17 protein-coding genes are annotated in these 25,676 nt (G+C 63.3%); 16 read left to right on the top strand and 1 reads right to left on the bottom strand.

Annotated elements, in window-relative coordinates:
- Positions 1–108: 108 nt before the first annotated feature.
- Together HMPREF2996_RS07350 and HMPREF2996_RS07345 are read left to right on the top strand one after the other, a co-directional pair.
- Complete coding sequence (locus HMPREF2996_RS07350) at positions 109–954, top strand: Cof-type HAD-IIB family hydrolase (RefSeq protein ID WP_070443268.1); 846 nt, start codon at positions 109–111, stop codon at positions 952–954.
- A gap of 122 nt (positions 955–1,076) precedes the next feature.
- Positions 1,077–2,177 (top strand): HNH endonuclease signature motif containing protein, encoded by a 1,101-nt coding sequence (locus HMPREF2996_RS07345; protein ID WP_070730800.1) that lies wholly within the window; start codon positions 1,077–1,079, stop codon positions 2,175–2,177.
- Positions 2,178–2,275: 98 nt separating this feature from the next.
- Here HMPREF2996_RS07345 and HMPREF2996_RS07340 read toward each other — a convergent pair whose 3' ends face one another.
- Positions 2,276–4,216: an N-acetylmuramoyl-L-alanine amidase gene (locus tag HMPREF2996_RS07340; protein ID WP_070730798.1), complete on the bottom strand. Its 1,941-nt coding sequence runs from the start codon at positions 4,214–4,216 to the stop codon at positions 2,276–2,278.
- A 170-nt stretch (positions 4,217–4,386) separates the two neighbouring features.
- Here HMPREF2996_RS07340 and glf point away from each other — a divergent pair, with 170 nt between their 5' ends.
- From glf to HMPREF2996_RS07270, 14 genes are all read left to right on the top strand, one after another.
- A complete protein-coding gene (gene glf, locus HMPREF2996_RS07335) occupies positions 4,387–5,583 on the top strand; it encodes a UDP-galactopyranose mutase (protein WP_070711688.1) in 1,197 nt (398 codons plus the stop codon).
- Positions 5,584–5,647: 64 nt separating this feature from the next.
- Positions 5,648–5,845 carry a hypothetical protein gene (locus HMPREF2996_RS07330; protein ID WP_070443276.1) on the top strand — a complete coding sequence of 66 codons (198 nt, stop codon included), beginning with the start codon at positions 5,648–5,650 and terminating at the stop codon, positions 5,843–5,845.
- A 90-nt stretch (positions 5,846–5,935) separates the two neighbouring features.
- Positions 5,936–6,544, top strand: a complete 609-nt coding sequence (locus HMPREF2996_RS07325; RefSeq protein WP_070443278.1) for a three-helix bundle dimerization domain-containing protein — start codon at positions 5,936–5,938, stop codon at positions 6,542–6,544.
- A 391-nt stretch (positions 6,545–6,935) separates the two neighbouring features.
- The gene (locus tag HMPREF2996_RS07320) at positions 6,936–8,888 is read left to right on the top strand and encodes a glycosyltransferase (protein WP_070730796.1); all 1,953 of its coding nucleotides are present in this window, start codon (positions 6,936–6,938) and stop codon (positions 8,886–8,888) included.
- Positions 8,878–9,405 carry a phosphatase PAP2 family protein gene (locus HMPREF2996_RS07315; RefSeq protein WP_070730794.1) on the top strand — a complete coding sequence of 176 codons (528 nt, stop codon included), beginning with the start codon at positions 8,878–8,880 and terminating at the stop codon, positions 9,403–9,405. The genes HMPREF2996_RS07320 and HMPREF2996_RS07315 overlap by 11 nt, the downstream gene beginning before the upstream one ends.
- Complete coding sequence (locus tag HMPREF2996_RS07310) at positions 9,402–10,409, top strand: decaprenyl-phosphate phosphoribosyltransferase (RefSeq protein WP_070443285.1); 1,008 nt, start codon at positions 9,402–9,404, stop codon at positions 10,407–10,409. The genes HMPREF2996_RS07315 and HMPREF2996_RS07310 overlap by 4 nt, the downstream gene beginning before the upstream one ends.
- 11 nt (positions 10,410–10,420) lie before the next feature.
- Entirely contained in the window at positions 10,421–12,166 is a 1,746-nt protein-coding gene (gene zomB / locus HMPREF2996_RS07305) for an arabinofuranosyltransferase AftB family protein (RefSeq protein WP_070730792.1), read from the top strand.
- Positions 12,167–12,310: 144 nt separating this feature from the next.
- Complete coding sequence (locus HMPREF2996_RS07300) at positions 12,311–13,342, top strand: alpha/beta hydrolase (protein WP_070730790.1); 1,032 nt, start codon at positions 12,311–12,313, stop codon at positions 13,340–13,342.
- A 301-nt stretch (positions 13,343–13,643) separates the two neighbouring features.
- Entirely contained in the window at positions 13,644–15,557 is a 1,914-nt protein-coding gene (locus HMPREF2996_RS07295; protein WP_371441126.1) for an alpha/beta hydrolase-fold protein, read from the top strand.
- Between the two features lie 8 nt (positions 15,558–15,565).
- Positions 15,566–16,072 (top strand): hypothetical protein, encoded by a 507-nt coding sequence (locus tag HMPREF2996_RS07290; protein WP_070730787.1) that lies wholly within the window; start codon positions 15,566–15,568, stop codon positions 16,070–16,072.
- Between the two features lie 54 nt (positions 16,073–16,126).
- Positions 16,127–17,059, top strand: coding sequence for a cutinase family protein (locus HMPREF2996_RS07285; RefSeq protein WP_070730785.1), 933 nt, complete (start codon positions 16,127–16,129; stop codon positions 17,057–17,059).
- A 138-nt stretch (positions 17,060–17,197) separates the two neighbouring features.
- Positions 17,198–19,057, top strand: coding sequence for a FadD32-like long-chain-fatty-acid--AMP ligase (locus HMPREF2996_RS07280; RefSeq protein WP_070730783.1), 1,860 nt, complete (start codon positions 17,198–17,200; stop codon positions 19,055–19,057).
- Between the two features lie 217 nt (positions 19,058–19,274).
- A complete protein-coding gene (locus HMPREF2996_RS07275; RefSeq protein WP_070730781.1) occupies positions 19,275–24,119 on the top strand; it encodes a type I polyketide synthase in 4,845 nt (1,614 codons plus the stop codon).
- Positions 24,116–25,663 carry an acyl-CoA carboxylase subunit beta gene (locus HMPREF2996_RS07270; protein ID WP_284847604.1) on the top strand — a complete coding sequence of 516 codons (1,548 nt, stop codon included), beginning with the start codon at positions 24,116–24,118 and terminating at the stop codon, positions 25,661–25,663. The genes HMPREF2996_RS07275 and HMPREF2996_RS07270 overlap by 4 nt, the downstream gene beginning before the upstream one ends.
- The last annotated feature ends 13 nt before the right edge of the window (positions 25,664–25,676 follow it).

The raw sequence follows: 25,676 nt of genomic DNA, 5'->3' as shown, positions 1-25,676 counted from the left end.
TGGACGCAACGCGGTGGTGGAGCTCCTGCGTGACAGTCGGACGGTGTGGTGGCTGACCACGTTGCGGGCACGCCATTGAGCGTGTCGCCCTGACGTAGACTCGGGGCTATGGCCAGTGACGTATTTTCGGACCGCGCTCCGCGCCTCATCATTAGTGATATCGACGGCACCTTATTGGACCGGAACCACCGGGTGCCCAGGCGAAACCGCGAAGCAGTGGCCCGCGCGGTTGCAGCGGGCAGCGAGTTCGCGCTGGCAACTGGCCGGCCCTTCCGCTGGATCATGCCTGTGCTGGACCAGCTGACCGTGCGCCCAGTGTGCGTGACATCAAATGGCGCGGTGATTTATGACTCAGCGGAAGACCGCGTGCTCTCCGCCCACGGACTCTCGCCGGAGGCCCTCGCGGAAACCGTAGAGGTAGCCACCAAGGTACTCGAGCCCCATGGCGGCGTTGGCTTTGGTGCGGAACGTGCGGGCGGCTCGGTTTTGGATCCGGTTGAGGAACTCTTCGTGGTTGAGTCGCACTATTCGGAAAACGCGCTCTTCGAAGGCTTTGGGCTGGTTAGCGTGGGGGAGTTGGTGTCCCGGCCGGCGGTGAAGCTGTTGATTCGCAACACCGCATTCTCCGCGCCGGAGCTCTACAGCCTCATCGCTCCCCACATCGATTCCGAGCTTGCCCACGTGACTTACTCAATGTCCGAGGGCATCCTCGAGGTGGCGGCCCCCAACGTGACGAAGCAGCGCGGAATTAAGTGGTTGGCTGAGCACCACGGTATCGCCCGCGAAGACATCATCGCCTTTGGCGATATGCCCAACGATATCGAGATGCTCGAGTGGGCTGGGTGCGGTGTTGCCATGGAGAACGCACACCCGGATGTCGTGGCGGCCGCAGATACTGTGACGTTAGCGCACCACCAAGCAGGTGTGGCAAAGGTCCTTGAGCGTTGGTTCTAGCGCTGCTGTACCCCGCCGCGCTGTAGCCGTGAAACCCCGCGCTACCTGCTCTATTTGTGGCGGAACCTGAGAGTTTTTGCCTCCGGTTGCGGGGTGGGTGGTGGTGTTTTAGTCTTTGTCGCATGGGGGATTTGGAGACTTATTTCTCCTACCGCAGTTCGGGGTTGGAGCTTGTGGGGCTTGCGGTGGGCAGTGTGGATGATTTACGCGCGCGTGGTGCATCAAAGGCTGATGCTGCGGAGTTGGCTGGGTTGCATGGGGTGTATTTCGGGCCGACGCGTTTTACGGGCAAGCAGCGCCAGGCCCGTGCGGCTGCGGTTGCTCACAAGCATGATGTGGCGACGTTGAGTTTGATTGAGTCCTATACCGCCAAGGTGAAAAAGGAGTTGGATGCGTGGAATTTGCGTGTCCGGTTGGCGGGGACCCCAGCACACCGTATCCCGAAGGTGGCAAACGAACGGTTGAAGCAGTTGCGACCGCGGCGGGTGCCGGAGGTTGGGGTGCGTCTGACGTATCGGAAGGTGGGGCCGCATTCGTTGACGATTACTGATTCAGCCTTGCGCATTAGTGAGATGCGCGGGGTGTTGGAGTCGATTAATCCGGCTGATTTGTTGGATGCGGCAGGTCAGGTGTTCTTTGATAAGGCGCACGGGGGCACTAAGCCTGCGGTGGCTACCAATGTGGTGGTGACCTTGGATGAGTTTGATCGGATTGTGCGGGGTGAGGGTGATGATATTGAGCTTGAACTCACCAATGGCGGGCGGATGACTGGCCGGGAGTTTGTCACTTATAAGTTTGCTGAGGTTGGGTATGTCACGTTGGTGCATCCGACGATTGGGCCGGTGTGGTTGCACAGGGTGCGGCGTTTGGCGGGGTTTGAGCAGCGGATTATGGCCAGTGCGGAGCATCCGACGTGTGTGCGTGAAGGGTGCAATAAGCCGGCTGACTATTGCCAGGTGCATCATTTGGTGCCGTGGAAAGCTGGTGGGACCACGGATCCACCGAATTTGACGATGTTGTGTGCCTATCACAATGGCATCAATGATGATGATCCGGATAAGCCGACTGGTGCTGGCTATGTTTTCAGGCTGCGGGGTGGGGTGGATTATGTACCACCTTGGGCGGAGCCGATTACGTCCCAGCCGGCATACCAAGCGGCACAAGCTGCATTGCAGCAGCAGGCTAACGGGGACGTACTCGACGCAGTACCGCCGGATACCTAAACCCCAATCCCAAACACACGCTGAAGCGGAAGCCACCAGGTGGCTCCCGCAACATCGGCGATCCCACAGAGCTGCACGCGCACACGGTGCGGCTGGGATTAGTCCGTGAAGACCTGAATCTGCTCAGTCTCCGGATTGTAGACAATGGATCCGCCCTGGAACTGCACGCGGACTTCCTTGCCGAAGCCGGTGGGGACTTCGTCGGACGTCGGCAAGCCGAGCGTCGCCGAGTTGTTGCCGGACGCCCATTCCTTGGCGATGCGTCCCACCAGAGCGTGTGTACCGGTGTCTTCGGAGCTCAGCACGACGCCGTTCTGGAAGAGCTGGTAGATGATGCCTGCCGACTCATCCGGACCGCCGACCGCCAGGCCAAGTGCTGGGCCGAAGGCATTGAGAACTGCCGTCCACGTTTGCTTCAGGCCTTCGTTCTTGCTCAGGGCCAACACCTTGGTCACGATGCCCGGGATCTGCTCCACCGGCAGGCCATTGACCGTCTTATCCGTGTCAATCTGCTGGTCCGAGCGGGCGTACATGATGGCGAAGAGCGTGCCAGCCAGGCCGACTAGTGCGGTGATGGTGCCCATCGGGATTTCGGTATCACCCAGCGAGGACGTTGCCTCCTGTGCCGGGGCAGCCGGTGCGGGAGCAGACGGCGCATTGTTTTTCGGCGCAGAGCCAGAGGAGTCTGGGGTAGAGGTATTGCCGCTGCCCCAGTCCGTTGACGTCGAGCCCGACGCGCCCGACTTGATGGCGAGGTACTTCTTGTGCGCCGCCTGGCGGATCTTCGGCCACTGGGCGATGGTGTAGCGCCCCGGGCAGGCAGTGAAGTGAACGTCGCTGTGCCCGAAAAGGCCGTAGACCGGGGCAGAGGCACCAGCCGGGTAGCGCGAACCCTTGAAGCCCTCCGAGGGCAGGGAGACGCGAGAGGTCGGATCAACACCAGAAATCGCGCCCTTCCAGCCAGCAAGGTCGGTGACGGACTCCAGCAAGGCCTCCGTCGGCTGGGCCGTCTCGTAGTTACCAATCATGGAAATGCCCCACGTGTTCCGGTTGAAGCCACCGATGTGGGCGCCCTGCACGGCTTCATCGAGTCCGCCGTAGCGGCCCTCGTAGATGGTGCCGTACTTATCCACCAGCGCGTTGTATCCAATATCGCACCATCCCAGGTTCTGCGCATGGTACTTGTACGCGGCGCGCACCTGCGCGGCCGCCTGCGCGCGGGTGTAGTTATTGGAGCCCGCGGTGTGGTGCAGCGCAATGGCCTCCACACCATCGTCATAGGTGGGACTCGAGCAGCGGATGCTCTCATCCGCGCCCCAACCTGCGCGCGAGACCACGCGCGGCATACCGTCGGTCTCGGCGGTCGGCTCAATGACCTCGCCCTCCTGGGCGTTGCCGTCCATGAAGACAGCCTCCAGGCCTTCCACGTCGCTATTGGCGGGAAGTTCTTCGGTCTCGGCGACGGGGGCGATGTCGCCGACGTTGAAGGAGGCGTCGTCAAGCGCGGTGTCCTCAACGGGGGTTTCGGTGAACTCTTCGTCCAGATTCGACCCGGTTACCAGATCCACATTGTTGATGGAGACCTGCACGTCGTTGGTATCGCCCACGAAGATGAGCTCGGTGCCGTTCGTGGCGTTCGGATCATCGTTGTTGTAGGACATTGAGTCCATGTCGTACCACTCGGACCAGGACCCGTCTGGCTGCTTGGCGCGGACGAAGGCAGCGACATCGCGCGCGCCCTTCCAAGTCACGGCAAAAGAGGAGAAGGTCTCATCGCGGTGGAATTGCTTGACCGCGCGCGGGCCTTCGCCCTCGCCTTGGGCGGCGATGGCCGGGTCATCCACCACGACCGTTTCGCCAGAACCAAAGGACTCGGAGGCCGAGCTCACTTCGATGGGCCCGCTGCCCGCTTCCTGGGTGTGGATAAGGGTTTGGCCGCCCACGGCTGCGGCAGCAACTACAGCGATCGAGGTGACCGTAGCGATAACCGGCGTGGACCACGTCGATTTCGCGGGAACAAGACGACGTTTGAGGTGCACTGTTACTCCCTAGGATGGTGTGCGCCACAAGGTTAAAAGGAGCGCAAAAAGTTAACTAACGGGACAAATGCTACGCCAGGGGTTGGAGTGAAAGGGGGTGTGACACGCGAGTTTTCTCGCTTGGGTGTCACCCGCCGTTCTATGCGCGTTACTGCTTTAAGCTGATGCTCATGACTGCATATGACCTCATCGTTGTTGGATCTGGATTCTTCGGCCTGACCGTGGCCGAGCGCGCAGCCTCCCAGCTGGGCAAGAAGGTGCTTATCGTCGAGCGCCGCGAGCACCTAGGCGGCAACGCCTACTCGGAGGCTGAGCCGGAGACCGGCATCGAGGTCCACAAGTACGGCGCGCACCTCTTCCACACGTCGAACAAGCGCGTGTGGGACTACTGCAACCAGTTCACCGATTTCACTGACTACCAGCACCGCGTCTTTGCCATGCATGACGGCACGGCCTATCAGTTCCCGATGGGGCTGGGGCTGATTAACCAGTTCTTCGGCCGCTACTACTCCCCGGATGAGGCACGCCAGCTCATCAAGGAGCAGGCTGGTGAGTTCGCCGTGGATGAGGCGAAGAACCTGGAGGAGAAAGCCATCGCGCTCATTGGCCGTCCGCTCTACGAGGCCTTCATCCGCGACTACACCGCCAAGCAGTGGCAGACCGATCCGAAGGAGCTGCCGGCCGGTAATATTACGCGCCTGCCGGTGCGCTATACCTTCAACAACCGCTACTTCAACGACACCTACGAGGGCCTGCCCGTCGATGGCTACGCCGCATGGTTGGAGAAGATGGCGGAGCATGAGCTTATCGACGTTCAGCTCAACACCGACTGGTTCGACGTCCGCGAGGAGCTGCGGGAGGCGTCGCCAAACGCGCCGGTGGTTTACACTGGCCCGCTGGACCGCTACTTCGACTTCGCTGAGGGCGAGCTGGGCTGGCGCACGCTCGATTTCGACATGGAGGTGCTGGAGACCGGTGACTTCCAGGGCACCCCGGTGATGAACTACAACGACGCGGACGTGGACTACACCCGCATCCATGAGTTCCGCCACTTCCACCCGGAGCGCGCCGATAAGTACCCCAAGGATAAGACGGTGATCATGAAGGAGTACTCGCGCTTCGCGGAGAAGGGCGATGAGCCGTACTACCCGATTAACACCCCGGAGGACCGCTCCAAGCTGGAGGCTTACCGCAAGCTCGCTGCCGCTGAGGCCCGCGAGAACCAGGTCCTCTTCGGTGGCCGCCTGGGCACTTACCAGTACCTGGACATGCACATGGCCATCGCCTCCGCGCTGAGCCTGTTCGATAACAAGCTGGCTCCGTTCTGGAACGAGGGCAAGGCGCTGGAGCAGGAGCGCGGTCACTAGGCTGCTCCCGGTAGTGCAGCGTGGCGCGCTATGCTGAAACACCTCGATGGAAGGAGGTGACGGCATGGCGCAGCGCAAGAAGAAGCGCGCAGACCGCAGCATGTGGAAGATGTCCCCGGAGCGGCTCGAGGAACACCTCAAGCTGCGCAGTCGCGCAACGCGCATTCCCGATAAGAAGAAGGAACAATCCAAGAAGGCCTGCCGGAACACCCGGCGGGCCTTTGGCCGTTTATGGGGAGGTTTTGCCAGCGTGCGGAACTAGACCAAAGAAAATAAAAACTTGTGGTCTGGCCAACAATCACTTAAGGTTAACAGTAGGTTAACAATAGGCGAACAGAAAGTGAGTTTAGAGATGACTTCCCCGAACGCCCGCCGTTTCGATACCTTGCGCCACGACTTGCACGCAGATTATGGCCACGAGTACACCGCGCGGGAGATCGACTCCTTCCTCGATGCCACCATCGCGCGTCACGAAGCTGGTGCGACTTTAGAAGAATTCATTCCCGTGATGGTGGAGCGCGAGGTGCGCGCGCACTTCGGCACCCACCGCATCCACGTGCGTTTCTCCGCGGGCACCGACCACGCGCTGGCGCAGGCCGCTGTGGCGCTGACGAAGAAGTATGCTGGCGAGGCCCTGCTGGTCGACGCCGCCGTAGCCCACCCCGAAAATGATCCGGACTCGCACATGGCTCACGTGCTCCAGGAGCGCGGCATGGCGGAGCACCCGGACCGCTACGTCGAGGACCTGCGTCTGGTGACTATCCCTGACTTCATTGTGTACCTCGGCCGCGAGGTCCCGCGCGATGAAGCCGGCAAGGACGTCAAGATCTGGGACATCGCCACCGCAGAAACCGTGGAAGAGACCCGTGAGCTGGCCGATGACCTCGGCGCCCGTGTGCTCTACATGCTCAACCGCCTGGGTATCGAGCCCATCTCGGAGGATGCGCCGGTGACGGCCTAAACCCTGAGAGCTGTGATTTGCCACTTGTCGGGTCGAGCATTCCAGTGCCATAACCATTTCCCCAGACCTAGAACCCGAAACATGCAGGTCGGCGTCGTCAAGCACTGTGGCCTAGTTGAGCAGTGAACTGGAGGTTTCGGGTTCCAAATCTGGGGATCTGGCGCACCAGGACGTAAAGGGTTCCACCAGCCTCTGGTGTGAAACCTTTCGCCAAGGCGCATCTTTCTTGCGCAAAGCTCGGCTGAAGTGGACGTTGCAGTAGATTAAGGCGCGCGGATGCGGACAAGGAGTCATATAAGAGCAGCCGCGTGGGAACTCAGCGCAGCAGCGCTTAAGCACTAATCTTGGTTTCTGAATACTGTCGAAATCTGTGTGGAGAACCGAAGATATCGTGACTGCCAACAATTCTGCTGCGTACGAACCCGTACAGCGCATCCTGCTGCCCAAGCGTGGCGAGCCGGTCGACGTCCGCATGCTCTACCTCATCGAGTCCGAGCAAAACCGCGAGCGCCTCAGCTGGAGCGGCCGCACCTCCGTGACCATCCCGGCCGGCGAAGAGGCCTCCTTCGAGACCTACTTCAACGCCTTCCCGGCGGCCTACTGGCGCCGCTGGTCCCAACTGAAGTCCATCGTGCTGGTCATGGACGTCGAGGGCGAGGCCAACATCTCCCTGTACCGATCCAAGCAGGACGGCCAGCGCATCGCCGTGGCCAACCACGTGGTGACCACCGGCCACCACGAGTTTGAGCTGCCCCTGAAGAACTTCGAGGACGGCGGCCTGCTGTGGTTCGATGCCTCAGCCGTTGAGGACACCGTGCTTGCCGACGCCTCCTGGTGCGCCCCGCACGCCCCGAACCCGCAGCTCCTGCCGGACGGCAGCGAGTACCCGGCGCAGGAGAAGCGCGTGGCCGTGGGCATTCCGACCTTCAACCGCCCCACCGACGCCGTCGCGGCGCTGCAGGCACTGGCGGAGGACCCGGTGGTGGACGGCATCATCGACTACGTCCTTATGCCGGACCAGGGCAACCAGCACCCGGCGGACGAGCCGGGCTACGACGAAGCCGTTGCGCACTTCGGTGAGCGCTTCCGCGAGTTCCGCCAGGGCAACCTGGGCGGCTCGGGTGGCTACTCCCGCATCATGTTCGAGGCGCTGGAAAACACAGACTCGCCGTACATCCTCTACATGGATGATGACATTGCCATCGAGCCGGATTCCATCCTCCGCGCAGTCCAGGCGGCGCGTTATGCCGCCAAGCCCTTCATCGTGGGCGGGCAGATGCTCAACCTGCAGGAGCGCTCCCAGCTGCGTACCACCGGTGAGCGCGTGAACCGCGCCGACTTCATGTGGGGCGCGGCCGAGCACGCCGTCTACGACCACGACTTTGCCAAGTACCCGCTGCGCGCCATCGGTGATGCCCAGTCCCACCTCGATCCGAAGAAATATGACTCCCGCGCGCTGCACCGCCGCGTCGACGTGGAATACAACGGCTGGTGGATGTGCCTCTTCCCGCGCGTCGTCGCGGAGAGCATTGGGCAGCCGCTGCCGCTGTTCATCAAGTGGGATGACACCGAGTACTCCCTGCGCGCCGCCGCCCACGGTTTCCCCACGGTGACCTGGCCGGGCGCGGCCATCTGGCATATGGCATGGGCGGATAAGGACGATGCCATCGACTGGCAGGCCTACTTCCACCTGCGCAACCGCCTCATCGTGGCGGCCCTCTACCACGAGGGTGATGCGCGCGGGATTACCAAGTCCATCTTCAAGTCCACCCTCAAGCACACCATGTGCATGGAGTACTCCACCATGGCCATCCAGCTGGAGGCCATGAAGGACTTCCTGGCAGGCCCGGATCAGCTCTTCGATATCCTGGAGTCCTCGCTGCCGCGCATCGCCGCAATCCGTAAGGAATTCCCGGATGCTGTCATTATCGATTCGGCGGACCAACTGCCCGCGCCCACCGGCGCGCCGGGCGTGCCGACCCGCAATGTCGGCGGCCGCCTGGGCAAGATCAAGAAGATCCCGTGGCTCATCAAGTCCGCCAAGCACTTGGTCACCAAGGAAGACCCGGCACACCATGAAGCGCCGCAGCTCAACCTCACCCCGGAGGAGGCCCGCTGGTTCACGCTTTCCCGCGTCGATTCCGCCACCGTCTCTACCGCGGGTGGCACCGGCGTGGCCTTCCGCAAGCGCGACCGCGAGCTGGCCCTCGAGCTGGTGAAGTCCACCCGCGAGCTGCTCAAGGAAATCGACGATAACTTCGATGACCTGCGCGCCGAGTACCGCGCGGCCCTGCCGGAGCTGACCTCCCGCGAGTCCTGGCGAAAGGTCTTCGATGCCCAATAAGCTTTCTGTCGCCGAATCCCACGTCCTTGAAAAGATTCAGGACGCGGCCTTTGATGCCCCCGGCGTTCTGCCCACCGCGCGGGGTTTAAGCCACTTCGGCGAGCACGCCCTAGGGTGGCTGGCGCTCTCCGGCTTAGGTGTCGCCGTGAATTACCAGAATCCGGCGCGTCGCCGCCAGTGGCTAGCCGTCGGCGTGGGCGCTTTCACGGCGCACGCAGCCAGCGTTGTGATCAAGCGCATTGTGCGCCGCAAGCGCCCTGACTATGACTACGTCAAAGTCGGCGTGAAAACCCCGTCTAAGCTGTCTTTTCCGTCGTCCCACGCGACGTCGACAAGCGCGTTCCTCGTGGGTGCAGCGCACGTTCTAGGAACCCCGGCACCGCTCGTTGGTGTGCCGGTCATGATGGCCTCGCGTATGGTGCTCGGGGTACATTACCCATCCGATACGGCGATCGGTGCCCTGCTGGGAGCCGCCACCGCGGAAGCATGTCACCGCTATGAAAGGAAGACCGCATGAGCGAACGACCCAACCGCGTCGACGACGGCGAACAGAGAGTCTTCCACTCTGAGCCGCACACCTCCGGCATCGATACCGGCCGCAAGCGCAAGCCGCCGAAGAACCTCGCCGATGGCATGGTGAAGGCCCTGCGCCCCAAGCAGTGGGTCAAGAACGTTTTGGTCTTGGCGGCTCCTGCGGCTGCGGGCGCGGAGTCGCTGTTTCACACGCGCGTGCTTCTCGACGTCCTCCTCGCCTTCATCGTCTTCTGCATGGGCGCGTCCTCCATCTACCTCATCAACGATGCCCGCGATGTAGAGGCTGACCGCGCGCACCCGACGAAACGCTTCCGCCCAATCGCGGCCGGCGTGCTTCCGGTGGGCCTGGCCTATGTCATGGCGGCAGTGCTCATCATCGGTTCGATTGGCCTGTCCTTCCTGGCCACGGCGGGCCTGGAGCTCGCCATCGTCATGGCCATTTACATTGGCCTGCAGCTGGGCTACTGCTTCGGGTGGAAGCACATGCCGGTGATCGATATCGCCTTGGTGTCCTCCGGCTTCATGTTGCGTACCATGGCCGGCGGTGTGGCCGCGGGCATCGTGCTGTCGCAATGGTTCCTGCTGGTTGCCGCGTTCGGCTCCCTATTCATGGCCTCGGGCAAGCGCTACTCGGAGATCCTTCTAGCGCAGCGCACGGGCGCCAAGATCCGCAAATCCCTGGAGGGCTATACGCCTACCTACCTGCGCTTCGTGTGGACCCTAGCGGCCACCGCAGTTGTCATGTCCTACTCCCTGTGGGGATTCCAGCTCTCCAACGAGTCTGATGGCCCGGCCAGCGTGTGGTACCAAATCTCCATGGTGCCGTTTACCATCGCGATTCTGCGCTATGCCGCCGACGTGGACCGCGGCAACGGCGGTGCCCCGGACGAGATTGCCTTGGAGGACCGCGTCCTCCAGATCCTGGCCCTGCTGTGGCTGGCCTGCATCGCCATGGCTGTTTACATCATGCCAGTCATGATGGGCTAAACTCTCTCCTCATGCGAAAATCCGATACACGTACCGCGGCGGCGCTCAGCGCGTTGGCCTCGGTCATCGTGATCGGAGTTTTCTCGTTGTGGGGTGGCTTCGCGCGCCGCTGGATTTCCGATGACGGCCTCATCGTCCTGCGTACCGTGCGCAACCTGGAGGAGGGCAACGGCCCCGTTTTCAACGTGGGTGAGCGCGTGGAGGCCAATACCTCGACGCTATGGCAGTACCTTATCCTGCTTGCCCGCTGGGTCACGAACGCCCCGCTGGAGTCCATCGCCGTCAACCTGGGATTGTTTCTGGCGGTCGCGGCCATGATGTTGGGGGCGTGGGCCACAGCCCGGGCCTTCTTCCGCTCGGGCCAGTTTTCTGCACCACTCGTGGCTCCCGCCGGCGCGCTGGTCTACCTCGCACTGCCTCCGGCCCGTGATTTCTTCACCTCCGGGCTGGAATGGGGACTGTCCATCTTCTACCTCGCCGCCCTCTGGGCGCTGCTGCAGCACTGGGCGCAATCCCGCACGAATACTAGTGCTTATTGGCTCGCGCTGTGGGCTGGTTTGGCCTGGCTCGTGCGCCCGGAGTTCGCGCTTTACGGCGGCCTTGCCGGCCTCCTGCTTTTGGCAGCGCACCGCAACTGGAAAGCCTGGCTCTGCATCCTCGGCGCGGCCCTGCCCATCCCCGCGGGTTACCAGTTCTTCCGCATGGGCTATTACGGCCTATTGACGCCGCACACGGCGGTGGCAAAGTCGGCGTCGTCAAGCGCGTGGGACAGCGGCCTGAACTACCTGCAGGATTTTATAGGGCCTTATGCCCTGTACCTGCCCGTTCTCGTGCTGGCGGGTGCGGCGCTGTGGACCTTCCGCGCCCAGCTGCGCCCGGCAGCCCTGCGCAGTTCCACCACCGTGACCTACCTGATGGTCGGGGCCGCGGCGGTGCACGTGCTGTACGTGCTGCGCGTCGGCGGTGACTTCATGCATGGCCGCATGCTGCTGCTGCCGCTCTTCGCTGCGCTCCTCCCGGTTTTCGTGCTGCCGCTAAAGGAGCTGGTGTCCGCGCTTGCAGCAGTCTTCTGTGCGGTGTGGGCTGTCGTCATCGTGCTGCGCGGGCACCCGATGGACTGGGAGGCTTATGAGCAACCGCTGTCTATCGTGGACGAACGTGATTTCTGGACTTATGCCACCAACCGTGAGGCGGGCTACCCGCCGCGCTCGGCCAAAGACTACCTGGGGATGAAGTTCATGCGCGGCTACGAAGAGGCCGGCGAGAAACTGGTGGACGGAGATGCCCTGGCCACGATCTATGTGGAAGATGAGGAGAAGGACCTTCTCAATTGGCTCACCGTTCCGCGCGAGCCGGGTATGGATGAGCCGCCGACGGTGTATCTGGTGAACTTGGGCATGACGTCGATGAACGCGCCGCTCAATGTCCGAGTTCTCGACACTATCGGCTTGGCCACCCCGCTGGCGGCGCGCATGCCCCGTGAGGAAGGCGGGCGCGTGGGCCACGACAAGCACCTCGACGTGGAGTGGCAGGCTGCGCAGACGGGCGCGGACATCGAGTACCTCCCGCCGTGGTATGACAAGGACAAGACCCGCCAGGCGCGAGCGGCGCTGGCGACGCCAGAGGTGCAGGAGCTCATCGCTTCCTATAGCGAGCCCCTAACGCGGGAGCGCTTCCTCAAGAACCTGACCTTCTCACTGACCTCGGGCCGCACCCTCATGCTCTCCGATGAGCCCAGCGATTATCCTGTCCATTAGCTTGGTGTGAGCTGGGGAGCACCCCCATGGGTAGGCGAAAATTGTCAGCGTGCGTTACGCTACGAAAGATTCCTGTTATTGATCTGTAACTATCGCTGGCGTGTTGGCGATGTACTAGTGGCAGTAAAAACGTTAAGGAGAAACATGAGTTCACTAAGCTCCGGCCTGCGGACTCGGGTCCTCTCAGTGGTGGCAGCCATCGCTGTGGCTCTGGGCCTGGTCGTGACCGCGGGTACGCAAGAAGCATCCGCCGCTCACCGTGACTGGCTGCGTGGCGACGCCACCGGCGCCTGCGAATGGGATCGCGTCGGTTACTGGGTACAGCGCTGCGACGTGTGGTCCCAGGCCATGGGCCGCAACATCCCAGTGCAGATCCAGCCCGCTAAGAACGGCGGAAACGCGGGTCTCTACCTGCTCGACGGTTTGCGCGCCACCGATCGCACAAACGCGTGGGTCAATGACGTCAACGCTGCGCGCAGTTATGTAGACCACAACATCACCCTGGTGATGCCGGTGGGTGGCGCTGGCTCCTTCTACGCGGACTGGAACGGTCCGGCTACCTACGATCTGGTCAAGCCGGTTAACTACCAGTGGGAGACCTTCCTGACGCAGGAGCTTCCGGCCTACCTTGAGGGCAACTTCGGCGTGGCCCGCAACAATAACTCCATCGCTGGCCTGTCCATGGGTGCTACCGCTGCGATTACCCTCGCGGGCAAGCACCCGGAGCAGTTCCGTCAGGCGCTGTCCTACTCCGGTTACCTCACCACGACCTTGCCGGGTGCCCAGACCTTCATGCGCCTGGCGCTTCTCGACGCCGGCGGTTTCAACATCAACGCCATGTATGGGTCCATCATCAACCCGAAGCGTTTCAGCAATGACCCCTTCAACCTGATCCCGGATCTGGCTGCGAACGGAACGGATGTCTACGTCTCCGCCGCCTCCGGCATCCCGGGGCCGCTGGATCAGCAGCGCTACCGTCCGGAACACATCGCGGCCGGCGTGGCGCTGGAGGGCTTTGCCAACGGCACCACCCGCCTGTGGGAGTTGAAGGCTCGCGCCATGGGTGTTCGCTTGCAGACGAATTACCCGGCCCAGGGCCTGCACAACTGGGAGCAGTTCGGTTACCAACTCGAGCGCTCCAAGCCGCAGGTGCTTAACGTTATGAACGCCTGGTAAGTACTTTCTGTCTAGCCGCCGTGCTTAAGAGCACGGCGGCTTTTTCATTGGTTTGCTGGGCGTGTCCCCCTACCGAAAGTCTCAAGTTAAACTTAAACTTGAGAACACATTAGACCGCTCACCACGCGTGCGGCGGCGAGTTCCGCAGGAGGGGAACCTGCGGAGCCCGCTCGCGGCACCGCGTGCCCTCATCTCGATTTACCCCTACAAGGACTCTTCAATGCCGAACACTGCGTCAACTCAGCCCCGCCGGTCCGCCAAGGCGTCCGGCCTGCGTTCCCCGTCCGCAGCCCGCAAGGGCCTGACCATCGCCGCACTGCCCACCGCCGTGGCAGTGGGCTTTGCGCTGCTGCCAATCGCCAACGCGCAGTCGTCCAGCTCCTCCACCGAGGGCATTACTGATCTCCTAGGCAGCTCCAACCTTTCCGATTCCTTCGCTCCCTCTAATCCGCCGCAGCGTACCCCGGTAGATACCGAATACCCGGAGATTGAGGGCCTGCCGGAGGGCGTATCTGTTTCCCGCGTTGAGTACCTGACCAACCGCCACCTCATGGTCTACATCAAGTCCGCTGCCATGCCGGACAAGGAGCAGGTCGTACAGATCCAGCTCGCGCGTGACTGGTACTCCAGCCCGGATAAGACCTTCCCGGAGGTCTGGGCGCTGGACGGCCTGCGTGCCCGCGATGACGAGTCCGGCTGGACTATCGAGACCAACATCCTCTCCCAGTACGCCGACCGCAACGTCAACCTCATCATGCCGGTGGGCGGTGAGTCCTCCTTCTACTCTGACTGGCAGAAGGAGGACAACGGCACGCACTACATGTGGGAGACCTTCCTGATGCGGGAGCTTATCCCGATTCTGGAGAAGGGCTACCGTTCCAACGGCAAGCGCGCCGTTACCGGTATCTCCATGGGTGGTACCGCCGCCATGAACCTGGCCGAGCGTAACCCTTGGGCCTTCAAGTACGTCGGCTCCTTCTCTGGTTACCTCGACACCACCACCACCGGCATGCCGGAGGCCATTACCGCTGCCCAGGCTGACGCTGGCGGATTCACCTCCACCAACATGTGGGGTGCCCTCTACTCCCAAGACTGGATCGACCACGATCCGAAGCTGGGGATCGAGAACCTCAAGGATATGAAGGTCTACGTCTCCGCTGGCAACGGCAAGGATGACTACGGCCAGCTCGGTTCGGTGGCCAAGGGCAAGGCCAACATGGCCGGCGTGGGTCTAGAGGCAATCTCGCGCATGTCCACCCAGACCTTCGTTGACTACGCCAAGCGCGCCGGTGTCGAGCCGGTCGTGAAGTTCCGCCCGACCGGCGTTCACAGCTGGGAGTACTGGCAGTTCGAGATGACCGAGGCCTGGCCTTACATCGCTGATTCCCTCGGCCTGGACAAGAGTGACCGCGGCGCTGACTGCACCCCGATCGGCGCTATTGCAGAGGCCACCAAGTCCGGCATTATCGGTGACTGCGTGAACAACGAGTATGACGTTGCCGATCGCGGCAAGGCCCAGGACTTCCAGGCCGGTACCGCTTACTGGTCCCCGGAGACCGGTGCCCACGCCGTCATTGGCCGCATTGGTGCGCGCTACTCCGAGCTCGGTGGCCCGACCTCTTGGCTGGGCTTCCCGAAGACCGGCGAGGAAAAGACCCCGGACGGCCGCGGCCGCTACGTCCACTTCGAGCACGGTTCCATCTACTGGACCCCGGAGACCGGCGCTTGGCCCATCTCGAAGGACCTCTTCGATCCCTGGGGCAAGAACGGCTTCGAGGGCGGCGACCTCAAGTACCCGGTGTCCGAGCCGCGCAAGGTTGGCGAGGGCGAGGTCCAGGACTTCGAGAACGGCGTGCTGACCCGCAACCCAGATGGCTCCACCCACATCGTGCACGGTGCCATCGGCGCGAAATACAAGGAGCTGAAGGCTGCCGAGTCCGAGCTGGGCTACCCGGTGGGCGAGGAGACGGCCGTCAACGGCGGCTTCTTCCAGGAATTCGAACACGGCAACATCTACTGGTCCATGGATTCCGGCGCGCACTACATCCTCAAAGGCAAGATTTTTGATGAGTGGGGCAAGCACGGCTGGGAGCAGGGTGAGTTTGGCTGGCCCACCAAGGACTACGCCTCCATTCCGGCAGGCGGACTGACTCAGTCCTTCCAGCACGGCGTCATCCGTGAGGTCATGGGCCAGGTCCAGGCGGATAAGAAGTAGGGACTGTCATGCGTCTTTTTTCTGCCCGACCCACCGCAGCAGCTGGTGCGGCGGTGCTGCTTGCGGCCGGCACCTTGCTGAGCGCTTGCGGTTCCGCCACCGTCGACGAGGGTGATGCCACCGAAACCTCCGTGGCTCCGCTGGAGCGCTCCTCGGTGGCGAGTGGTGAATCGTCGGCAAGCAAGGCATCCGAAAGCTCTGCATCCGCCTCGGCCGAGCGAACGCCAGGCGAGGAGCCGGAAGACCGTGGTGCGCGCGAGATCTCCGAAATCCCAACGCCCGTGCCCGCGCAAGGCCCGGACCAGGACTTCCTGGCTGCAGTGGCTGGGAAAGGTGTGAACATCGACGGCGTAGAAGACCAACTGGTGGGTGCTGCGCAGGCTTCCTGCCAGGGCGATGCCGTCACCGTGCCGGCTGTGGCCGGGCAGCTCATCGAGCAGGGCCGCACGGAACTCAGCCACGAGGACGTCGTCCAGCTCATCACCGAGCAGGGCAACAAGCTCTGCGCTCAGTAATGTGGCAGGGATTTTCCAGCCAATCCCGCGCCTTGTCAAGGTAGAAATTTCTTCATGCGTAAAACACTCACCGTCCTTGCTGTCGTTGTTCTCCTAGCCGTGATTGGCGGGGGAGCGGTCCACTTTCTCAATACCAATGAGGAAGGAGAGCAAGGGAACCTGGCGGAGCCCGCCCCCTCCCAGGAGGAGGGGGGCGCGAGCCCCGAGCAACCGGACTGGTGCCCGCGCGTGGAGTTTATCTCCGCTCCGGGAACGTGGGAATCCGCTGCGGACGATGATCCCATTAACCCAGGCGCGAACCCGAACTCCTTCATGCTGTCGATTACGAATCCTCTGAAGGAGGCCTACGTCCCCGAGGACGTCAAGGTGTGGACGCTGCCGTACACCGCGCAGTTTAAGAACATCAACGCGCAGCACGAGATGAGCTACGACGATTCCCGCAATGAGGGCACCTCGCGCCTAGAGGGCGAGTTGACCTACATGCACGAGACCTGCCCGAACACGAAATTCATCCTGAGCGGGTTTTCGCAGGGAGCGGTCATCGCGGGTGATGTGGCGGACCGGATTGGCGGCGGTAACGGTCCCGTGCCCGCAGAAAGCGTGGCGGGCGTAGCTCTCATTGCGGATGGGCGGCGTCAGGATGGCGTGGGCATTAACCCGGGCGCGCACGTCGGCGGTGTGGGCGCGGAGATTGCCCTGCAGCCGGTCTCGACGTTGATTCAGGGTATCGTCCCGGGTGCCACGATGCGCGGTGAGCGCGCCAATGGCTTCGGGGCGCTGGCGGACCGCACCTTCCAAATCTGTGCGCCGAATGACTCGATTTGTGATGCCCCGCTGGATGTCAGCAACGGGCTCGAACGCGCGCGTGATCTCATCGACGCCAACGGTGTTCATGCACTGTATGCCTACAATCCGGACGTCATCGAAGGCACCACGGCCAATCAGTGGGTCACGCAGTGGGCGAAGGACACCATCGACGCGCAGTAGTGCTTGGCGACGCCCCCGCACCCCACCTCCACCGCGTGCCATGTAACGCTCGGCACATCTCTTCTGATATTTTCAATGTCAAAAGTACGTGAAGTAGGGGTGCGTGCCCCTCTCAACCCTACGAAGGAGCTTTCCCACATGGACCTGAAAGCCTTGATCGGCCAGTTCTTCGACGAGAAGGGCAACATTGCCCTGCCGCCTCACCTCACGTTGGCGGGGCTCGCCGAACACGTCTATGCCTCGGAGCAGCAGGCGGGAATCCCGGATCGCCCGGTCATGCGCCAGTGGGTCTATACCGATAACCCGGAGGGCACCCCGCGCGATATCACCCGCTCCCAGGTCAATACCCGCATCAAGGCGGTAGCAGCACGCCTGCAGCAGGTAGGCAAGATGGGGGATCGTGTGGCGATCCTGGCGGGCAACTCTCCCGAGTACATTTTCGGTTTCTTGGGCGCGATGTACGCGGGTATGACGCCGCTTCCGCTCTATGATCCGAACGAGCCCGGCCACACCGACCACCTGCGGGCGGTCTTTGGTGACGCGAATCCGTCGATCGTGCTGACTAATAACATCTCGGCCGCGGCGAACCGCGCATACTTCTCGGACCGCCCGGCGGCTGAGCGCCCGCGCATCATCTCCATCGACTCCCTGCCGGATTCCCTGGCGCAGAGCTGGGTGAACCCGCTGGAGACCGAGGAGGGCAAGGCGGCCCTGGCCGCGCTGCAGACCGCGCCGGTGGACCACCCGGCCTTCCTGCAGTACACCTCCGGCTCCACCCGCACCCCAGCGGGTGTGCTGCTGACCAATCGCAACATCATGACCAATGTGTTGCAGATCTTCACCGCGGTGCAGATCAAGCTGCCGGCGCGCGTGGTGTCCTGGCTGCCGATGCACCACGATATGGGCATCATCCTGGCAACCTTCGTGACTATCTTGGGCCTCAACCTGGAAATCATGACGCCGCGTGACTTCGTGCAGCAGCCCAAGCGCTGGATTGACCAGCTCAAGCGCCAGCCCATCGATGAGCAGCTGCAGGGAACCTATGCCGTGGTTCCCAACTTCGCCCTCGAGCTCGCCGCGCGCTACGGCGCCCCGGCGGAAGGTGAGACGCTGGACTTCAGCAATGTCGATGGCATCGTGATCGGCTCGGAGCCGGTCACGGAGTCCGCGGTGAATTCCTTCTGGGAGACCTTCGGCAAGGAAGAGTACGGCTTGCGCCGCGATGCCCTGCGCCCCTCCTATGGCATGGCGGAGGCTTCGCTGATTGTGACCACCCCGCAGACATTGGAGCGCCCGATTATTTCCCACTTCGACCGCGAGCGTTTGGCCGACGGCGAGGCGGTCATCGTGGAGAAGTCCGCGGACTCCGTGGCTTATGCCTCCTGTGGTCAGAGCGTCGTGGCTCAGCACCTGACCATCGTGGACCCAGAGACCAAGGCCGAGTTGCCGGATGGCCGAGTGGGCGAAATCTGGCTCCACGGTGATAACCGCGCGGCCGGTTACCTGGACCGCGCGGAGGAAACCACCTCGACCTTCCACAACACGCTGGGGGAGCGCCTGAAAGAGGGCTCCCGCGTGCCGAACGCGCCGGAGGATAACAACTGGTTGGCCACCGGTGACCTGGCGGCAATCGTGGATAACCAGCTCTACATCACTGGCCGCCTCAAGGACCTCATCGTGGTGGCTGGTCGCAACCACTACCCGCAGGACATCGAAGGCACCGTGCAGGAGGCCTCGGGCCACGTGCGTGCGGATTCCATCGCGGCCTTCTCCGTGGAGGGTGGTAGCACCGAGGAACTCGTGCTGCTCATTGAGCGCGCCGACGGCGCCAACCCAGCCGATGACGCCGCCGCGTCCGAAGCCATCCGCTCCGCAGTCTCCGCGCACCACGGCGTGACGCCGGCCGTCATCCAGTGGTTCAACGCTAATGAGATCAAGCGCACCTCCTCGGGCAAGATTGCCCGCCGCGTGGCGAAGAAGAGCTACCTCGCTTCCTAGCCCTTCCGAAACCACGCCTTTTCAACCCCCGTTTCCGCGCAACCGCGGAGCGGGGGTTGTCGCTGCCTGTGGGTATGTCGGTTATGAAACCCAAGTTAACAAAGTGGGATAATTGTCCGATAACCCCTATATACGCATCGATGTGCGCGCTTTTGTGCTGCGCAAAATCGACCGCACATTTAGTTAGTTTTAGTCCGCGTAAGAAAGCTAGAGATTTATGACCGTTGAAGAGCTTCGTGGCTGGCTGCGCACCTGGGTTGCGCAGACCACCGGCCTATCAGCTGAGGAAATCACGGACACCAAACCGTTGGAGAATTTCGGGCTGTCCTCGCGTGACGCAGTCGTCCTCTCCGGCGAGTTAGAAAACCTCCTCGGGATTAAGCTCGAGCCCACCGTGGCCTACGAGTACCCCACCATTGCGCAGCTGGCCGAGCGCCTTGTCAACGGCGCGGCCGGCACCTCGGCAGAAAGCGCGCCGCGTGAGGCTTCGCCGCGTTCTGCTTCCCTCGCGGGCGGGGATATCGCCGTCATCGGCTATGCCGGCCGTTTCCCGGGAGCCAAGAACGTCGACGAGTTCTGGACCATGCTCGTCGAGGGCCGCGCGGGCACCGGCCCGTTGCCCGTCGGGCGCTGGTCGGAGTACTCCTCCGACCCAATTACCAGCGAGAAGATGGAGCAGCAAAACACCGACGGCGGCTACATCGAGGACATCGCCTCCTTCGACGCCGAGTTCTTTGGCCTCTCCCCGCTGGAGGCAGCCAACATGGACCCGCAGCAGCGCATTCTCCTAGAGGTGGCGTGGGAAGCTCTCGAGGATGCCGGGGTGCCCGCCAACCAGCTGCGCGGCACCGCCACCGGTGTCTACATGGGCTCCACCAACAATGACTACGGCATGCTGATTACCGCCGACCCGGCGGAGATGCACCCTTATGCCATGACGGGTACGTCCTCAGCGATCGTGGCTAACCGCCTTTCCTACGCCTTCGACCTGCGCGGCCCTTCCCTCAACGTGGATACCGCGTGCTCGGCTTCCCTCGTCGCGGTCAACCAGGCGGTGAAGGATCTGCGCGTGGGTGCGGCCGATACGGCCCTCGCCGGCGGCGTGAACATCCTGGCCTCGCCGCACGCCTCCATCGGCTTTAGTGAGCTGGGTGTCACCTCGCCCACCAGCGCCATCCACGCCTTTTCCGATGATGCCGATGGCATCGTCCGCGCGGATGCGGCGGGCGTGCTCGTGCTCAAGCGCTTGGAGGACGCCGAGCGCGACGGCGACACCATCCACGCCGTCATCAAGGGCTCCGCGGTCAACTCTGACGGCCACTCCAACGGCCTGACCGCCCCCAACCCAGACGCGCAGGTCGACGTCCTCGAGCGCGCCTACGCCGACGCCGGCATCCGCCCGCAGGACGTGGACTACGTCGAGGCCCACGGCACCGGCACCATTCTCGGTGACCCCATTGAAGCCACCGCGCTCGGCCGCGTGTTGGGCCCGGGCCGCCAGGCCGCCAACCCGACCCTGCTGGGCTCCGCCAAGACCAACATCGGCCACTCCGAGTCCGCCGCTGGCGTCGTGGGCCTCATCAAGGTCATCGAAGGCATGCGCCACGGCGTCATCCCACCAAACATCAACTACGTGGGCCCCAACCGCTATATCGATTTTGACTCAGAGCACCTCGAAGTGGTCGAGGATCCACGCGAGTGGCCTGAATACTCCGGCCAGAAAATCGCCGGTGTTTCCGGCTTTGGTTTCGGCGGCACCAATGCACACGTCGTTCTTACGGATTACCGCGGGCTGACCCACCAGGACACCCCGCAGGTCGCCATCGGCGAGGGCCAGCCAGTAGCCCTGCCGGTCTCCGGTTTGCTGCCATCCCGCCGCGCCGCGGCAGCGGCTCACCTGGCGGACTACATCGAAGCGGAGAACCCGAACCTGCTCTCCCTGGCCCGCACCCTCGCGCGCCGCAACCATGGGCGTTCGCGTGCGGTAGTAACGGCGTCGTCAAGCGAGGAAGCTGTCAAGCGCCTGCGTCAGGTCTCCGAGGGGACCGTCTCCGTCGGGATCGCCGCGGCGGATTCCCCGACGGTGCACGGACCAGTCTTCATGTACTCCGGTTTCGGCTCCCAGCACCGCAAGATGGCCAAGGACATGATCGAGATCTCGCCGCTGTTCAAGGAGCGCTTGGAGGAGCTTGACGCCATCGTCCAGCGCGAATCCGGCTGGTCCATCCTGGAGCTGGTGCACGACGACGCCCAGACCTACAACACCGAAACCGCGCAGGTAGCCATCACCGCCATCCAGATCGCGCTGACGGACCTGCTCGCCACCTTCGGCGTGCGCCCGGCCGGCGTTATCGGCATGTCCATGGGTGAAATCGGCGCGGCCTACGCTGCGGGCGGAATCACGGCGGCCGACGCCATGCTCATCGCCTGCCACCGCGCGCGCCTCATGGGCGAGGGCGAGGCTTCGCTGCCGGAGGACCAGCAGGGTGCCATGGCCGTCGTCGAGCTTTCCGCCGAGGAGATTGACGCCCTGCCGGGTTCCATCGAGCCTGCCGTGTACACCGGCCCGGGCATGACCACCGTGGGCGGCCCGCGTGAGGAGGTCCTCGCGCTGGTGGAGCGCCTCGAGGGCGAGGGCAAGTTCGCCCGCGCGCTCAATGTCAAGGGTGCTGGCCACACCTCCGCCGTTGACCCGCTCCTGGGTGAGCTCTATGCGGAAATCGCTGGCATCGAGACCCGCCCGCTGCACACGACGCTCTTCTCCTCCGTGGACCGCGGCAAGGTCTACCGCCCCGGTGCGGTGCTGCACGATGAGGACTACTGGATCCGCATGACCCGCAAGCCCGTCTACCTGCAGGAGGCGGCGGAAGCGGCGTTCGCGGCCGGCCACATGCAGATCGTGGAGATTTCCCCGAACCCGATTGCGCTGATGGGCCTGATGTCCACCGCTTTTGCCGCGGGCAAGGCGGATGCGCAGCTGCTCTACAGCCTGAAGCGCAAGGTGGAGCCCACCGAGTCACTTCTGGACCTGCTGGGCAAGCTCTACGTTGCTGGAACGCCGGTGGATTACACTAAGGTCTTTGGCTCCGGCGCGCTTGTCGACGCCCCCCATACCCACTTCCGCCGCCAACGTTTTTGGACCAATGCTCGTCCGTCTTCTGGTGTGTCCGGTCTGCCGGGTGCGCGCGTGAGCTTGCCGGAGGGCGCGGTAGCGTTCTCCACGAACGCCGACCAGGCGCCGAGCGCGCTGGCCATCCTGGAGGCTGCAGCCGAGGCCGTGACCCCGGGCGCTCACATCGCGGCGAGCGAGGAGCACCTCGACCTGCCCGCGAAGGGCGAGGTCACCACGATTGTCCGCCGCACGCTGGGCGGGCTGTCGCTGGCGGTGCACTACGTGGACGGAGCAAGCACCAAGCTTGTCGCGGAGGGCTTTGCCTCGACTCTCAACCTTGCCGAACCCGCTGCGGCCCCGGAGCCGAGCCTGCCGCAGGCTGTGACCGCGCCGCAGTTCGCGGACCCCGACGTGGGCGCCGATGCCGTGCGCTGGGACCCGGCGACGGAGAGCGTGGAGGAGCGCTTGGCACTCATCGTGTCGGAGTCCATGGGCTACGACGTCTCCGATCTCCCGCGTGAGCTGCCGCTTATTGACCTGGGCCTGGATTCGCTCATGGGTATGCGCATTAAGAACCGTGTGGAGAATGACTTCCAGATTCCGCCGCTGCAGGTGCAGGCGCTTCGCGACGCCTCCCTCGCCGACGTCATCACCATGGTTGAAGAGGCCGTGTCCGAGCAGCCCGGTTCTGCCGCACAGGCACCGGCCGACGTGGCCGCTGAAGCTGGAACCGCGAGCACTGACGCACCTTTCGCGCTCACCGAGGCCGACCACACCGGCGCGAACGACACCACCGTGAGCGCGAAGGGAGGCGCAGATAAGCCGAACGGCGAAAGCGGCGGCATGGACGAGAACCGCGAAGGCGTCGGCGTCGCACCGCGCGATGCCTCCGAGCGTATGGTCTTCGGTACCTGGGCCACCTTCACGGGCAAGGCCGCGGCCGGCGTGACCTCTGCGCTGCCGCAGGTCAGCGATGAGGTCGCCGCAAAGATTGCCGAGCGCCTCACCGAGCGCGCCGGCATCGAGGTCACCGCACAGCAGGTCCAGGAAGCCGAAGCCCTGGAGAATTTGGCAGACCTGGTCCGCGAGGGCCTGGAGACCGAGGTCGAAGGCAATATCCGCGTGCTGCGCGAGGCCGATGGCCCGGCCGTCTTCATGTTCCACCCGGCCGGCGGCACCACCGTGGTCTACCAGCCGCTGACCCGCCGTCTGCCTGCCGATATCGCCGTCTACGGCGTGGAGCGCCTCGAGGGCAGCCTGGAAGATCGCGCCGCCGCCTATATCGAGGACATCCTGCACTACGCGCGCGGGCGCAAGGTCGTGCTCGGCGGCTGGTCCTTCGGCGGAGCGCTAGCCTACGAGGTGGCCTACCAGCTGCAGGAGCGTCAAGCTCGCGGCGAGGATACTGCTGAGGTTGCCTTTATCGCTCTGCTGGATACCACCCAGCCGGCTAACCCAGCGCCGAAGACACTGGAGGAAACCAAGGCCCGCTGGGGGCGCTACGCCGCCTTCGCCAAGAAGACCTATGGCCTCGACTTCGAGCCGCCCTACGAGATGCTGGAGACCGTGGGCGAGGATGCACTCATGGCCATGCTCGCGGAATTCCTCAGCTCCACCGATGCCTCTGAGCACGGCCTGTCCGCCGGCGTGCTAGAGCACCAGCGCGCATCCTTCGTGGATAACCAGATTCTGGGCTCGCTGGATATGGGACGGTGGGCGTCGGTAAGCGCGCCCGCCATCCTCTTCCGCTCCGAGCGCATGCATGACGGCGCCATCGAGCTCGAGCCTGCCTATGCGGAGATTAACCCGGACGGTGGCTGGGGCGTTATCGTGAAGGATCTGGAGATTGTGCAGCTGCCGGGCGACCACCTGGCGGTTCCCGACGAGCCCGCAATCGGTATCGTGGGCAAGCACATGGAGGAATGGATCGAGGAGAAGATTCGGAAGTGACTAGCACCGCTGACAAGCTAGCGGACCTACGCGAGCGCCTCGAACGCGCCCAGGATCCCGGCAGTGAACGCTCCCGGGCGCGCCGCGACGAGGCTGGGCGCTCGACTCCGCGCCAACGCATCGCCGCGCTTCTCGACGAAGGCTCCTTCGTCGAAACCGGCGCCCTGGGCAAGACGCCCGGCGACCCGGATGCGATTTACTCCGATGGCGTGGTGACCGGCCACGGCCGCATCAATGGCCGCCCGGTGTGTATCTACGCGCACGATAAGACCGTGTATGGCGGTTCCGTGGGCGTGACCTTTGGTAAGAAGGTCACCGACATCATGGATTTGGCCATCAAGATTGGCTGCCCGGTTATCGGTATCCAGGATTCCGGTGGTGCGCGCATCCAGGACGCGGTGACGTCTCTGGCCATGTACTCCGAGATTGCCCGCCGCCAGCTGCCGCTTAGTGGCCGTAGCCCGCAGATTTCCATCATGATGGGTAAGTCCGCTGGCGGTGCGGTGTATGCGCCGGTGACCACGGACTTCATCATCGCCGTCGATGGTGAGGCGGAGATGTACGTGACGGGCCCGAACGTGATCAAGGAGGTCACGGGCGAGGAAATTTCCTCCCACGACTTGGGCTCCGCGCGCCAGCAGGAGCTCAACGGCAACGTGTCTGTCGTGGTGCCCTCGGAGGATGAGGCCTTTGACTTGGTCCGCGACCTGCTGGATCATTTGCCTCTGACCTGCTTCGACGAATCCCCGGTCTTCGATGCGCCTTCTGATGAGGAGGTAGCCCAGGACACCGAGCTGGATTCCTTCATGCCGGATGATACGAACGCCGGCTACGACATGATGGACCTGCTCACGCAGCTTGGCGACGATGACGATCTCATCGAAATTCAGGAAAACTACGCCCCCAACGTCATCACTGCCTTTGGTCGCATTGATGGCAAGGCCGTGGGTTTTGTGGCCAATAACCCGATGCATTCAGCGGGTTGTATCGATGCGGATGCCGCCGATAAGGGCGCGCGCTTTATCCGTATTTGCGATGCCTACAACATCCCGCTGGTCTTTGTGGTGGATACGCCGGGTTACCTGCCGGGCGTGGACCAGGAGAAGGCGGGCTTGATTCACCGCGGCGCGAAGTTTGCGTTTGCCGTGGTGGAGGCCACCGTGCCGAAGGTCTCGCTCATCGTGCGCAAGGCTTATGGCGGCGCGTATGCCGTGATGGGCTCGAAGAACCTGACCGGTGATATCAACCTGGCGTGGCCGACGGCCCAGATCGCCGTGATGGGCTCGGCCGCCGCCGTGGTCATGATTGCGGGCAAGCAGCTCGAGGCCGCCGAGACCCCAGAGCAACGCGCGATGACGAAGAAGATGTTCATGGACTTCTACGACGAGACCATGACCGCGCCCTATGTCGCCGCGGAGCGCGGATACCTCGATGGCATGATTAAGCCCTCCGAGTCGCGTCTAGCCCTGCGCCGCGCGCTGCGCCAGCTTGCCGATAAGCAAGAGAAGGACCTGCCCAAGAAGCACACCATCTCCCCGCTCTAGCGTCCTGGGGGTT

Source organism: Corynebacterium sp. HMSC066C02, from assembly GCF_001814945.1.
GTDB classification, from domain to species: domain Bacteria; phylum Actinomycetota; class Actinomycetes; order Mycobacteriales; family Mycobacteriaceae; genus Corynebacterium; species Corynebacterium aurimucosum.
Note: the sequence above shows the minus strand (reverse complement) of the source record. Positions and strands in the feature narration are given on the sequence as shown.

Excerpts from the sequence above, each read along its gene's own strand:
- HMPREF2996_RS07350 (WP_070443268.1), top strand. The coding sequence starts at position 109 with ATGGCCAGTGACGTATTTTCGGACCGCGCTCCGCGCCTCATCATTAGT.
- HMPREF2996_RS07345 (WP_070730800.1), top strand. The coding sequence starts at position 1,077 with ATGGGGGATTTGGAGACTTATTTCTCCTACCGCAGTTCGGGGTTGGAG.
- glf (WP_070711688.1), top strand. The coding sequence starts at position 4,387 with ATGACTGCATATGACCTCATCGTTGTTGGATCTGGATTCTTCGGCCTG.
- HMPREF2996_RS07330 (WP_070443276.1), top strand. The coding sequence starts at position 5,648 with ATGGCGCAGCGCAAGAAGAAGCGCGCAGACCGCAGCATGTGGAAGATG.
- HMPREF2996_RS07325 (WP_070443278.1), top strand. The coding sequence starts at position 5,936 with ATGACTTCCCCGAACGCCCGCCGTTTCGATACCTTGCGCCACGACTTG.
- HMPREF2996_RS07315 (WP_070730794.1), top strand. The coding sequence starts at position 8,878 with ATGCCCAATAAGCTTTCTGTCGCCGAATCCCACGTCCTTGAAAAGATT.
- HMPREF2996_RS07310 (WP_070443285.1), top strand. The coding sequence starts at position 9,402 with ATGAGCGAACGACCCAACCGCGTCGACGACGGCGAACAGAGAGTCTTC.
- zomB (WP_070730792.1), top strand. The coding sequence starts at position 10,421 with ATGCGAAAATCCGATACACGTACCGCGGCGGCGCTCAGCGCGTTGGCC.
- HMPREF2996_RS07300 (WP_070730790.1), top strand. The coding sequence starts at position 12,311 with ATGAGTTCACTAAGCTCCGGCCTGCGGACTCGGGTCCTCTCAGTGGTG.
- HMPREF2996_RS07290 (WP_070730787.1), top strand. The coding sequence starts at position 15,566 with ATGCGTCTTTTTTCTGCCCGACCCACCGCAGCAGCTGGTGCGGCGGTG.
- HMPREF2996_RS07285 (WP_070730785.1), top strand. The coding sequence starts at position 16,127 with ATGCGTAAAACACTCACCGTCCTTGCTGTCGTTGTTCTCCTAGCCGTG.
- HMPREF2996_RS07280 (WP_070730783.1), top strand. The coding sequence starts at position 17,198 with ATGGACCTGAAAGCCTTGATCGGCCAGTTCTTCGACGAGAAGGGCAAC.
- HMPREF2996_RS07275 (WP_070730781.1), top strand. The coding sequence starts at position 19,275 with ATGACCGTTGAAGAGCTTCGTGGCTGGCTGCGCACCTGGGTTGCGCAG.